The organism is Rhizobium moroccans (assembly GCF_057559155.1).
On record NZ_JBHFJG010000012.1, the window covers coordinates 41,738 to 53,945 of the forward strand.

The window sequence follows — 12,208 nt, forward strand, 5'->3', positions numbered from 1 at the left end:
CGCCGGGGCTGTCTTGTTTTATGATAGTCCCATCAAAGATCGCGCTACCGTGATTTGATGCGCCTTGCCGAAAGGCAGGCGCAGGAGGATGATCTAACAGGAAGCCTTGGGAAGCTCGTCATGCGTGGTCCTGCCGATCGCTATGACACTTTCACGATCATCCTTCACTGGTTGATCGCGGTGCTGATCCTCGGCCTCCTGGCGCTCGGTTTCGCGATGACCCGGCCGGGGATAGATCCCGTCTTGCAGTTTTCGCTCTTCCAGTGGCACAAATCCTTCGGGATGCTGGCATTGGTGCTTGCCTCCGTGAGGCTTCTCTATTCGCTGGTCCGGCCTTCCGTCAGCTCGTCCGCAGGCCTGAGTTATCTTGAACGGCGGTTCGCCAAGGCCGTGCATCTTCTTCTGGCGACACTTGCCGTCCTCGTGCCGCTCGCGGGCTGGATGGTGGCATCGGTCTCGCCGCTGGAAATTCCCACTTTCGCCTTCAATCTGGTCGTGGTTCCGCATCTGCCGGTGCCGAAATCGGATGCTGCCGAAAGCTGGTGGACGGAAGCGCACGCCCTGCTTGCCTATTTCACCCTCGCGCTGGTGCTGCTGCATTCCGCCGCCGCGCTCCATCATCACTATCGCCGGCGCGACGATGTGCTCCTGCGTATGCTCGGCCGTCGATCGGACCCTCCGAAGGCCTCGGTGAAGGAGTAGGGCGATGAATGGAAAAATGGCCCTGTTCGGCGTGCTGTTGACTGTCGCGGTCCTTCCGGCAGCCGGTTCCCTTGCGGTCGATGTGCCGAGCCTGGCGGAAGCGGCGGGCCGCTACGCCATCACGCCGTCCTCCAGCATCGCCTTTACGGTCGAGCAGGCAGGCGGCGGCGGCATCAAAGGCAGGTTCGGCCAGTTTTCCGGTACATTCGATCTGAGGGCGGGAAACCTCTCGGGCTCGACGGTCAGCTTCGAATTGCGGCCGGCAAGCGTCACCACCGGGCAGCAGAGGATCGATGCCTTCCTGCGTTCCGGGGCGGTGTTCGACACCGAACATTTCGACAGGATTTCCTTCCGCTCCAGCCGCGTGGAGCAAACGGGGCCGGACACAGCCCGCGTCGCCGGCACGTTGACGGCCAGGGGCCGCAGTTCCGCCGAAAGTTTCGATGTGAGGCTGACCGGCTGGACCGGCCGCTCCATCAGCTTCGATGTACAGGGCAGGATCTTCCGCTCCCGCTACGGCATGGATGTCGGCACGCCGATCTATTCGAACGTCGTCCAGTTCGAAATGAGGATAGAAGGCCGGCGCCGCTGATTGGGCATCAGCCCGCAGCGCCGACGTCGATCCGCTTCTGGCCGAGCGCTCCGAAGACGGTCGAGACGATGCCCGCGCGGTCGAGGCCTGCCCTGGCATACATGGCATCCGGGCTCGCCTGCTCCATCCAGATATCCGGCAGCACCAGCGGGCGGATTTTCAGGCCGTGGTCAAGCAGGCCCTCGGTGGAGAGGAACTGCAGGACATGCGCAGCGAAACCGCCGACCGCGCCTTCCTCGATGGTGATGAGTACCTCGTGATGGCGGGCGAGCTGGCGGATGAGATCATGATCGAGCGGTTTGGCGAAGCGCGCGTCGGCCACCGTCGTGGAAAGTCCGGCCGCATCGAGGTCTTCGGCTGCCAGCAGACAGTCCTTGAGACGCGTGCCGAACGAAAGCAGCGCCACCTTGGAGCCCTGCTTGACGAGGCGGCCCTTGCCGATCTCCAGGATCTGCCCGCGCTCCGGCAGTTCCACGCCCACGCCTTCGCCGCGCGGATAGCGGAAGGAGATCGGGCCTGCGTCATAGGCGGCTGCGGTGCGCACCATGTGCTTCAGTTCCGCCTCATCGGCTGCGGCCATAACCACCATGCCCGGCAGCGTCGCCAGGAAGGTGGTGTCGAAGGAGCCCGCATGGGTCGGCCCGTCAGCGCCGACGAAGCCGGCGCGGTCGATAGGGAAGCGCACGGGAAGCCCCTGGATCGCCACGTCGTGGACCACCTGGTCGTAGCCGCGCTGCAGGAAGGTGGAATAGAGGGCGCAGAAGGGCTTGTAGCCCTCCGCCGCAAGACCGGCCGCGAACGTTACCGCATGCTGTTCGGCAATGCCGACGTCGAAGGTGCGGGAAGGGAAGACCTCCGCCAGCTTGTCGATGCCGGTGCCGTTCGGCATGGCGGCGGTGATGCCGACGATCTTCTCGTCGAATGCCGCCTCTTGCACGAGCGCCTCGCCGAAGACGCTGGTATAGGAAGGCGCGTTGGGCTTGGATTTCGCCTGCGCTCCGGTGATGACATCGAACTTGTTGACGCCGTGATACTTGTCGGCAGCGGCCTCGGCCGGCGGATAGCCCTTACCCTTCTGGGTGACGACATGGATGAGGACCGGGCCCTGGGCATTGTCGCGCACGTTGCGCAGCACCGGCAGCAGGTGGTCGAATGAATGTCCGTCGATCGGGCCGATGTGATAGAAGCCCATTTCTTCGAACATGGTGCCGCCGGTCACGTAGCCACGGGCATGTTCGACCGCGCGTGTGATGGCGCGATCGATCGATTTGCCGAGATAGCTTGTCAGCTTCTTGCCCATCTCGCGGAAGCCCATATAGGTGCGCCCGGAGGCAAGCCGCGCGAGATAGGCGCTCATCGCGCCGGTCGGCGGCGCGATCGACATGTCGTTGTCGTTGAGGATGACGATCAGCCGCGCGTCGAGCGCGCCGGCATTGTTCAAGGCCTCGTAGGCCATGCCTGCCGACATCGCGCCGTCGCCGATGACGGCGATGACGTTCCGCTTCGATTTCGCCAGATCGGCCGCCACCGCCATGCCGAGGCCGGCGGAAATCGAGGTGGAGGAGTGGGCGGCTCCGAACGGATCATATGCGCTCTCGGCCCGGCGGGTGAAGCCGGAAAGCCCGTTTTCCTGGCGCAGCGTGCGGATGCGGTCACGCCGGCCGGTCAGGATCTTGTGCGGATAGCACTGATGCCCGACATCGAAGATCAGCCTGTCGTCAGGCGTATCGAACACCTTGTGGATGGCGATCGTCAGCTCCACGACGCCAAGCCCTGCGCCCAGATGCCCACCGGTGCGCGAGACCGCGTCGATCATCTCGTCGCGAACTTCACGGGCGAGTTGCGGCAGGTCGCGATCGTCGAGTTTCCTGAGATCGTTAGGGAACTCGACCTGATCGAGCAGGGGCGTTTCGAGGTTTGGTGTCACGGAATCTTGTCTTTTCTGCTTATGTCCGGTGCAGTGCGTCCTCACCAAGATGAGGAGGAAGTGGGCTTTTTCAAGTAACCTGCCTTATCGGATTTCAGGCTCCGGGCAAAGGGACAAACTCTTCCTCGTCCCCCGGAACGATATCGAAACGCCCTGTGCGCCACTCTTCCTTGGCCTTTTCGATCCGCTCCTTGGAGGAGGAAACGAAGTTCCACCAGATGTAACGTTTCGAATTAAGCGCCGCGCCGCCGAACAGCATCAGGTGACAGCCGCCGGGTCCCGCTTCCAGCGTGATATTGTCACCGGGCCGGAAGACGAGAAGCTGGTCGGCCGAAAAACGGTCGCCGGCAACCACGAGCTCGCCGGAAAGGATGTAGATTGCCCTTTCTTCATGCGCTGCCGAAAAGGGGAAACGCTTGCCCGCTTCGAGGCTGAGATCGACATAGAGCGTGTCGGTGAAGGTGGTGACGGGCGAGGCAAGCCCCTCGAAACTGCCGATCACCACGCGCCCCTTCGCGCCGTCGGCATCGATCAGCGGCATGGCCTGCCGGTCGGTGTGGCCGAAGGCGGGGTCGATTTCCTCCTTGTCGTCCGGCAGGGCCAGCCAGGTCTGCAGGCCGGAGACGGACATGGGCTTGCCGCGCAGGTTTTCCGGCGTTCTTTCGGAATGCACGATGCCGCGCCCGGCCGTCATCAGGTTGATATCGCCGGGCTTGATGACAAGCTCGGTGCCGAGGCTGTCGCGATGCTTGATCTCGCCGTCGAATAGGTAGGTGACGGTCGAAAGCCCGATATGCGGATGCGGCTTCACGTCGAGAGCCTCTCCTGCCCGCAGAAGGGCGGGGCCCATGCGGTCGAAGAAGATGAAGGGGCCTACCAGCCGGCGTTGCCGGGTCGGCAGCGCGCGGCGTACGGAAAATCCGCCGATATCGCTGGTGCGCGGGATGATCAGGTTCTCGATCCCATCGCAGGAAAAGGCATCGCCTGCGACTGGGTCCTTTCCGGGAAAGAAGGACATGGGCGGGTCTCCGTTTCGAGGATGGACTCTATCGAAGACCGGACGGGCGGACAACCGAAGCCCATGGAGACACACTGTATAGCAATTCCGGGATGTTCAGCCGAAATCGCCGATCAGCCGACTCCATTGCTCCCCGGCAAGTCCGTTGAGGAAAGCATCCCCTTTGTGGATCGCGGCTGTGATCTCGGGATCGCGGCAATGGAGAACGGTGGAGGCGCTGTTGAGAAAGCCGATGCGCCGGCCGAGCATCGCCCCCATGAGGAAAGGCTGCGTGCGGCCGCGCACCGCGCTCGCGCCCGCTTCCGCCGCATGCGTGATGAGCGCATCGAGCACGGCCTCCTCCTTGCCGGGAGCCGCAAGCAATTGGGTCGCCCGTGCCGTGCCATGCGGGCCGAGATGATAGAAGAACCCGCCGATGGCCTGGCCGCCCCGGTCGATGGCTGCGGCAAGCACGGGCCTGCCGAAGAGCGGCTTTTCCATCGCTTCGCGAAGCGTCGTATCGAGCGCTTCGGCGGACCAGTCCGGGCGCAACGGAAAGCGCTCCGTCATCAGACGGAAAAGCCCGGCGAACTCTGTCGCATCGATTTCGCGGACCGAAAGCCCGGCTCTGCCGGATTGTGCCTTGGGCAGCCCGAGCCAGCGGGGTCGCTCGGCCACGATGCGCCGCCGGAAGACGTCGTCCACGCGGGAGGAGACGGGGCTTAGCGCGCGCAGGACCGGATAGCGCCTGGCGGATGCTTCGACCGCGCTCGTCGCCGGCCGTATGATCCGGAACCATTCCATGCTGTGGCCGGGCAATGCCACGGCTCCTGCATGTTTCCACATGCGCAAGGAAACTTCGCTTGCGGTTTCGCTGAATGAGAAATCCTGCGGTCCGTTGAGGGCGGCCTTGAGGATTTTCGCAGCCGCTAGCGGGTCTCCGGCGCGCTCGTCGGCCATGATGGTGCTGAGAAGCGCTGCCCGGAGCGGTCGGTCTCCAAGCCGCATCGGCAGGACATGCCGCCCGATGAAGCCGGAGATTCCGCCGTCATCGCCCTCGTGGACCAGCGAAGGTATATCTTCCGCGCAGGCCGCGGCCTCAAGATAAAGGTGCCGGAGATACTCGACGAGCCCCGCGGGCGGCTGGCGATCGGAGTGGCGGAAGACCCTATGGAAAAGCGCAGCGATCGCAGGCACGTCGCCGGCTGTAAGCGGGCGTATCCTGCCCATCATCCGCCTCTATTTGTCGGTGTTCGTTGAAGTCCCGCAGTAATTCCGAGGGCTTTGTAGGTTTTTCAGGTAAAAATAGATTGAAGCGGAAGGGTTAAATGGAGGGATACTGCTTTTTTCTGGCTCACCGCCTAATTACGGGCAGGAGTTCAGAATTATTTCCTCTCCGGCCGTCGTCCCGAGCTCCATGCAGCCGCCCTCGTGACAGAGCCGCCAGCCGCTTACAATCGCGCCGGAGGCCGCAAGCGCTAGGCGCGGCTGCGGCGGCAGCTTCGGCTTCCATATCCACCAGCCGTCCCGCAATATGGCATCCGTCCCAGGTTCCATGCCGGCGCCGGACCCCTTAATGGAAGCCTGCCGCAATTCCAGGCCGGCGGGCGTCGCCTCCCAGCTTTCCCGCCACTCGGTCTTCTGTACCGAATGGGTCCAGGAGAGTGTGAAGAGGGAGACGGCGAGTGACGTCACCTTTCCCGCCGCCAGGATGCAGAGGCTCATGGCGCGGCGGTGGGGGAGGGCACCCCGCGGCTGCGCCACCAGTGCAGGGCGACCACCGCTATGCCGAGCGCCCAGCCCAGCTCGTCCGTCCACGGAAGGGCGAGAACCAGGCTCGCGCCGGCGATGAAGGCGATCGCCCGTTCCCATATGGCCATGCGCGCGAAGAGGAAGCCGACGACGGCGGCACCCCAGAGCGCGATGCCGAAGCAGGCCTTGAGGAAGACATAGGCGACTTCCACCGGATAGCCCCAGGCAGCGGCGATCGGGCCTGGATCCTGCAGCATCAGCGCCGGCGTGTAGACGGCCATGAAGGGCACGACGAAGCCTGCGGTCGCAAGTTTGGTCGCGTCGATCGATATCTTCAACCCCGAGGTCTTGGCCATAGGTGCGGCGGCGAAGCAGGCAAGCGCCACCGGTGGCGTCAGGTCCGCCAGGATGCCGAAATAGAAGACGAACATGTGGCTGACGATCAGCGGCACGCCGAGTTCGAGCAGCGCCGGGCCGGCAAGCGAGGAGGTGATGATGTAGTTCGGGATCGTCGGTATGCCCATGCCGAGGATGAGGCAGGTGATCATCGTCAGCACCAGGGAGAGGAAGAGGTTGTGCTCTCCGACCCGGATGATCGCGCCGACGAAGGTGGAGGCGATGCCGGTCAGCGTCAGCGTGCCGATGACGATGCCGACGATGGCGCAGGCGATCCCGACAGGCAGCGCATTCTTGGCGCCTTCCGCCATCGCGTCGCGGCAGATGGCGAGCGTTTCCTTGCCACCCTTGATGAAGAGGCAGCCGGCGATCAGCCCCGCGATGACGATGACGAGGAAATTGACGCCGTATTTGAGGAAGGAGGCCGCCGCCAGCCCCAGCGCCAGCCAGAAGACGAGGCGGAAGGCGAGCGGGCCGATCGAGGCCGCGAGCGGCATGCCGAGAATGAGGACGACGACGAGCGCCAGCCCCATCGTGCCGGCGAAGATCGGCGTGTATCCGGCAAACAGCAGGTAGACGAGGGCGGCGAGCGGCAGGATAAGCGGCCAGTGCTCCCTGACTGCAGCCCAGGGATTCGGCAGGTCCGCCTTGTTCATGCCCTTGAGCCCCGCCTTGCCGGCTTCCAGGAACACCATCCAGAAGCAGACGCCGAAATAGAGGATCGCCGGAATGAGCGCCGCCTTGACGATTTCCGCATAGGGAACGTTCAGCGTCTCGGCCATGATGAAGGCGACGGCGCCCATGACCGGCGGCATGATCTGCCCGCCCATGGAGGAGGTGGCCTCGACCCCGCCGGCAAAGGCCGAACGGAAGCCGAAGCGCTTCATCAGCGGAATGGTGAACTGGCCGGATGCGACGACATTGGCGACGCCCGACCCGGAGATCGTGCCCATCAGCGCCGAGGACATGACGCAGACCTGCGCCGGGCCGCCGCGCCATGTGCCGACGAGCCCGAGCGCGAAATCGTTGAAGAGGCCGAGCATGCCTGCCCGCTCGAGGAAGGCGGCGAAGACGACGAAGATGAAGATGTAGGCGGCCGAAACATAGATCGGCGTACCGTAGATGCCCTCGGTGCCGAAGCCGAAATGCTCGATGATGAGTTCGAAATCATAACCGCGATGCACGAAGGGGCCGGGCGCATACTGCCCGAAGAAGCAGTATGCGAGGAAGATCGCCGCGATGATCGTCAGCGGCAGGCCCATCAGCCGCCGCGCGCCCTCGAAGACGAGAGCGATCATCGCCGTGGCGACGACCAGGTCCAGCGTCGTATGAAAGCCGCTGCGCTGGATGAGGTCGACGTAGAACACCCAGTTGTAGATGCCGGTCAGGAAGCCGATGATGCCGAGCCCCCAGAACCAGGCCTTTCCGGCCGGGGTCTTCGCCACCAGATTGCCGAACAGCGCAAAGCCGAGCAAAAGCAGGAAGCCCACATGCATGGCGCGCACCACCTGGCTCGGCAGCGTGCCGTAGGCCGCGGTCCAGATCTGGAATGCGGTGAAGACGAAGGCGATCCAGAAGGCGATACGGCCGGTCAAGCCTTCCCCGAAGCCTGCCGGCAGGCCTTCTATGGCTTCCTCGGCGGAATGGGGGGCGTTTGGGCTCTGCATCGCGGTCGCGGACATTCGGACTCTCAATATGCTCTCTGGTTTATAGTGAGCCCCCTCTGGCCTGCCGGCCATCTCCCCCACAAGGGGGGAGAAAACCCGCGGCAAAGTTCTGCTTCATACGCGGCGTCTTGGCAGGGTAAGCCCCTCCCCCTTGTGGGGAGGGGTTGGGGAGGGGACTTGCAGCGTGCGGGACTCCAGCCCTTACTTCAGCAAGCCGGCTTCCTTGTAATAACGCTCCGCACCCGGATGCAGCGGCACCGGCATGCCTTCGAGTGCCTTTTTCGGATCGATCGCCTTGGCGGCGGCATGCGCGGCCGTCAGCTTCGGCAGGTTTTCGAAGAGAAGCTTGGTCATCTGGTAGACAGTCTCTTCGGGAACGCCCTCGTGGGTGATGAGGAAGTTGCCGACGGCAGCGGTTTCCACATCCTCCGCCTGGCCTTCATAGGTGCCGGCCGGAATGGTGACGGACATGTAAGGCGCGCCGATCTTGGCGACCTCGGCCGCCGGGATGGCCACCACATTGATCGGCATGGAGGTGGCGAGGTCGCGGATCGAGGCGACGCCGAGACCGGCCGATTGCAGGGTGGCGTCGAGCTGGCGGTTCTTGATGAGCTCGACCGATTCGGCGAACGGCAGATACTCGGTCTTGCCGAGATCGCTGTAGGACATGCCGGCGGCTTCGAAGATCGCCCGCGCGTTGAGCTCAGTGCCGGAAGCGGGTGCGCCGACCGACAGGCTCTTGCCCTTGAGGTCGGCAAGCGTCTTCACGCCCGAATCCCGGCTGGCGACGACCTGGATATAGTTCGGATAGATGGCCGCGAGGCCGCGCAGCTTGTCCAGCTTGCCTGGAAAGCCTGCTTCCTTGTTGCCGTTCCAGGCCTCCTGCACGGAATCGCCCAGCGAAAAACCGATCTCGCCGCGGCCGGCCTGCAGCAGGTTCAGGTTCTCGACGGATGCCTTGGTCGCCTGCACCTGCGTGCGTGCGCCCTCGATACCCTGGCCGTAGATTTCCGAAAGCGCTACGCCGAGCGGGTAATAGACGCCGGATGTGCCGCCGGTCAGCACGTTGATGAATTCCGCCGCCTTCGCGCCGACGGCTGAAAACGCCGTCGAAACGGCCAGCGCGCCCGCGAACATGACATTGATTTTATTGAATTTCACGATTGTTCCTCCCAAGCAACCTATGGCGGCTATCATGGGGAGGCGGCCACGGTGCGTCAACCGCTTTGTGGCCTCATCGTGGCGAAGGTCGTAAGACTTTGGTTCACCACGACCTAGAGCAGGGTCGCCTTGACACGATCGATGAAGCCGCTTTTTAGTTCGTTATAACGAGCCCGATTATCCGGTGCGTCAGAAACCGCTTTTTCCTTTATGGAAGTATAGTCCCGACGTAGTTGCGGATCGCGCCGTAGCGCGTCCCGAAGGGCAAGGTTGGAGACCCACGAATATCCTTTGAACTCCACGAGATGCACGAGATGGGTCCGCTCGGTTTTGTCCCGGCCACGGCCGAAGATATAGTGTCCCGGCACACCGGCATGGGCAGCATAGTCGTAACCGAGCGCAAGCAGAGGATCGTGGCAGGCTTGCCAGTCTTTTAACGGTTCAAGGCCGACGATAATGTCCAGGATGGGTTTTGCACGCATTCCCGGCACCGATGTCGAACCGTAGTGCTCGATGCCTTTTGCGAACGCTCCAAGCGCAAGTGCAATCCGTTCCCGCTCCACACTGAATTCGGTCGGCCAATCGGGATCATAATCGACCAGCAGGTTGGCGTTGTGCTTGAGGCCCAGCACCATGGTCGTCTCCGGGCCTACTCGCCGTCCAGCGGTTCGACGCCCTGCGGCTTGCCGGCGCGGTCCAGGCGTATCTTCTCGATACGGTTCTCGGCGGCTGCGAGAAGCTTCTCGCAATGCTTCTTCAGCGCTTCTCCGCGCTCATAAATGGCGATGGATTCGTCGAGCGCCACGTCGCCGCGCTCCAGCCGCGCGACGATGCTTTCCAACTCCGCCACGGCCTTTTCGAAGGAATAGCCGCTCACATCGCCAATGGCGCCGGAGTTCTCGGCGTTTTCGGTCATTCCTTATCCTTTCATCAGTCTGCAGATGTGCATGCCCGCCGATTCGGCGAGGCCTTCCAGATCATAGCCGCCTTCCAGGAGGCTGACGACCCGGTCGCCCGCGTATTTCCCGGCGATTTCCATCAACCGGCCGGTCGCCCAGTCGAAGTCCTCACCGACGAGATTGATCTGCGCCAGCGGATCGCGATGGTGCGCATCGAAGCCGGCGGAAATGATGATGAAATCCGGTCGGAAGTTTTCCAGCGCCGGCAGGACGCGCGATTTGAATGCCTCGCGGAAATATTCGCTGCCGGTATCGGGCGAGAGGGGCGCGTTGACGATGTTGCCGGTCTTGCCCGTCTCGTCCTTCGCTCCGGTCCAGGGGTAGAGCGGCATCTGGTGCGTGGAGCAGAAAAGCACGGAAGGGTCGTCCCAGAATATATCCTGCGTGCCGTTGCCGTGATGCACGTCCCAATCGACGATCGCCACGCGCTCGACACCATGCGCCTTCTGGGCGTGGCGGGCGGCGATCGCGGCATTGTTGAACAGGCAGAAGCCCATCGCCTTTTCTTTTTCGGCGTGATGGCCGGGCGGGCGTGCCGCGACGAAGGCGTTGTCCACCTTGCGGGAAAGCACGTCGTCGACGGCTGCCATGGCCGCGCCGATCCCGGTCAGCGCCGCTGTCAGGCTCTTCGGCCCAACATAGGTATCCGCCTCGATCTGGTTGATCTCGTCCTCTTCGGGAATTTCCCGCATCACGGCGCGCAGGTGCGATTCCGGATGGGCAAGCAGCACGCCGTCTTCGCTCGCCTGCGGCGCCTGCTTGCGGTCGAGCTTCTCGAAATTCGGGTGCTGGAGGGCGATTGCCAGCGAGCGCAGCCGGTCGGCCCGTTCCGGGTGTCCGGAAGGCGTGCGGTGCTCCAGGAAGATGTCATGCTCGTACAGGCGGGTGGTCATGCGGCCGACCTCTTGGAAGGAATGCCCCGGACATGGCGCAGACGCGGCAATTTTTCAAGCCGGCACCTCTTGTTCCCGCGCCCGCTCGCCCGAAATGAATCAGGAGGAAGAGAAGAAGCGTCCCGCTTGGGTGCATCGTGGCCAAAGAACCTTCTAAACTTCATGAATTCCAGGTCCCGTATCGCGATGTCGATATGCATGGCGAGATGTTCCGCGCTGCCTATGTCGCCCGCGCGGAAGAGGCGGTCACGGAATTCTGGCGCCGTCGCCGGTCGGCCAGAAGCGATCCGCAATTCACCGTCAGCAAGGTCGTCTGCACCTTCCACGAACCCCTGAAGCTCGGCGATCTGGTGGAAACGCATGTCGGGGTGAGCAAGATCGGCGGGAAATCCGCGGGCTTCTTGGTCCACATGGAACGGGACGGCACGGCGGTCGCCGAAGCCGAGATCGTCTGGACCGCCTGCGACCCTGAAAGCCGGGAGCCGATCGCGCTGCCGGAGGACCTGCGCGATTGGCTCTATCAGTTCTTGGATTAACGGATATCGCGCAAAAGTGTGTTGCGATTTCGCGATAACGACATGCGCAAAAACAAAGGATCAGGCGCGCTGCGGCAGCAGCGGATAGCCGACCATGACCGCGCGCCCGGCCAGGGCGGCGACGAAGGCTTTGAGGACATCTCCGGGGACAAAGGCGAGCGAACCCAGGAAAGCCTGCTTAAAGCCCAGCCCGGTGATGAGCGCGAGATAGGTGATGCCAAAAGCGTAGAGAACGACGACCCCGCCCGTGAGCGCCGCCAGAAAAAAGCCCGCACCCTGCACGAGGCCCGTCTGCGAGCGGCTGATGAGACGTTCGGAGAGGTAGCCCGTCACGAATGCGGCGAAAACCCAGCCGATCAGGAAGCCTGAAGTGGGGGCGGCAAAGGCGGCGAGCCCGCCACGTCCGCCGGAAAGAACCGGAAGCCCGATAGCGACCAGCAATAGCACCAGCAGAACCGCGACCGTGCCGCGCTTGGCGCCGAGAACGACACCCGCCAGCATGACGCCAAGCGATTGTGCGGTGATCGGCACGGGAATGAAGCCGATGGCTATCGGCGGCAGGAGACCGAGAACGACGATGATGGCGGCAAACAGTGCGGCAAGAACGAGATCCCGGGTGCTCATGG

Annotated in this window: 13 protein-coding genes; 3 read left to right on the plus strand and 10 right to left on the minus strand. The window is 63.4% G+C overall.

Going from position 1 to position 12,208, the window contains the following annotated elements; translation table 11 throughout:
* Window positions 1-120 precede the first annotated feature (120 nt).
* Both ACE04I_RS09165 and ACE04I_RS09170 read left to right on the plus strand, forming a co-directional pair.
* The gene (locus tag ACE04I_RS09165) at window positions 121-702 is read left to right on the plus strand and encodes a cytochrome b (protein ID WP_046796084.1); all 582 of its coding nucleotides are present in this window, start codon (window positions 121-123) and stop codon (window positions 700-702) included.
* 4 nt (window positions 703-706) lie between these two features.
* On the plus strand, window positions 707-1,294 hold the full coding sequence (locus tag ACE04I_RS09170; protein WP_046795975.1) for a YceI family protein: 588 nt from the start codon (window positions 707-709) through the stop codon (window positions 1,292-1,294).
* A 7-nt stretch (window positions 1,295-1,301) separates the two neighbouring features.
* Here the strand turns inward: ACE04I_RS09170 and dxs are convergent, their stop codons facing one another.
* The 9 genes from dxs to ACE04I_RS09215 form a co-directional block, all read right to left on the minus strand.
* Window positions 1,302-3,221: a 1-deoxy-D-xylulose-5-phosphate synthase gene (gene dxs / locus ACE04I_RS09175; RefSeq protein WP_046795974.1), complete on the minus strand. Its 1,920-nt coding sequence runs from the start codon at window positions 3,219-3,221 to the stop codon at window positions 1,302-1,304.
* Window positions 3,222-3,315: 94 nt separating this feature from the next.
* The gene (locus ACE04I_RS09180) at window positions 3,316-4,239 is read right to left on the minus strand and encodes a pirin family protein (protein WP_046795973.1); all 924 of its coding nucleotides are present in this window, start codon (window positions 4,237-4,239) and stop codon (window positions 3,316-3,318) included.
* 96 nt (window positions 4,240-4,335) lie between these two features.
* Entirely contained in the window at window positions 4,336-5,448 is a 1,113-nt protein-coding gene (locus tag ACE04I_RS09185) for a hypothetical protein (protein ID WP_046795972.1), read from the minus strand.
* 135 nt (window positions 5,449-5,583) lie between these two features.
* Window positions 5,584-5,943, minus strand: a complete 360-nt coding sequence (locus ACE04I_RS09190; RefSeq protein WP_487206998.1) for a DUF1850 domain-containing protein — start codon at window positions 5,941-5,943, stop codon at window positions 5,584-5,586.
* Window positions 5,940-8,048, minus strand: coding sequence for a TRAP transporter permease (locus ACE04I_RS09195; protein WP_046795970.1), 2,109 nt, complete (start codon window positions 8,046-8,048; stop codon window positions 5,940-5,942). The genes ACE04I_RS09190 and ACE04I_RS09195 overlap by 4 nt, the downstream gene beginning before the upstream one ends.
* A gap of 186 nt (window positions 8,049-8,234) precedes the next feature.
* Window positions 8,235-9,170 carry a TAXI family TRAP transporter solute-binding subunit gene (locus tag ACE04I_RS09200; RefSeq protein ID WP_170986311.1) on the minus strand — a complete coding sequence of 312 codons (936 nt, stop codon included), beginning with the start codon at window positions 9,168-9,170 and terminating at the stop codon, window positions 8,235-8,237.
* A gap of 137 nt (window positions 9,171-9,307) precedes the next feature.
* Window positions 9,308-9,829: a GrpB family protein gene (locus ACE04I_RS09205; RefSeq protein ID WP_046795968.1), complete on the minus strand. Its 522-nt coding sequence runs from the start codon at window positions 9,827-9,829 to the stop codon at window positions 9,308-9,310.
* 14 nt (window positions 9,830-9,843) lie between these two features.
* On the minus strand, window positions 9,844-10,110 hold the full coding sequence (locus ACE04I_RS09210; protein WP_046795967.1) for an exodeoxyribonuclease VII small subunit: 267 nt from the start codon (window positions 10,108-10,110) through the stop codon (window positions 9,844-9,846).
* 3 nt (window positions 10,111-10,113) lie between these two features.
* On the minus strand, window positions 10,114-11,046 hold the full coding sequence (locus ACE04I_RS09215) for a histone deacetylase family protein (RefSeq protein ID WP_137326664.1): 933 nt from the start codon (window positions 11,044-11,046) through the stop codon (window positions 10,114-10,116).
* 137 nt (window positions 11,047-11,183) lie between these two features.
* On the opposite strand from ACE04I_RS09215, the gene ACE04I_RS09220 reads away from it, so the two are divergent.
* Entirely contained in the window at window positions 11,184-11,582 is a 399-nt protein-coding gene (locus ACE04I_RS09220; RefSeq protein ID WP_245282138.1) for an acyl-CoA thioesterase, read from the plus strand.
* A gap of 60 nt (window positions 11,583-11,642) precedes the next feature.
* On the opposite strand, the gene ACE04I_RS09225 is transcribed toward ACE04I_RS09220, so the two are convergent.
* On the minus strand, window positions 11,643-12,206 hold the full coding sequence (locus tag ACE04I_RS09225) for a biotin transporter BioY (RefSeq protein WP_046795965.1): 564 nt from the start codon (window positions 12,204-12,206) through the stop codon (window positions 11,643-11,645).
* Window positions 12,207-12,208: the final 2 nt, after the last annotated feature.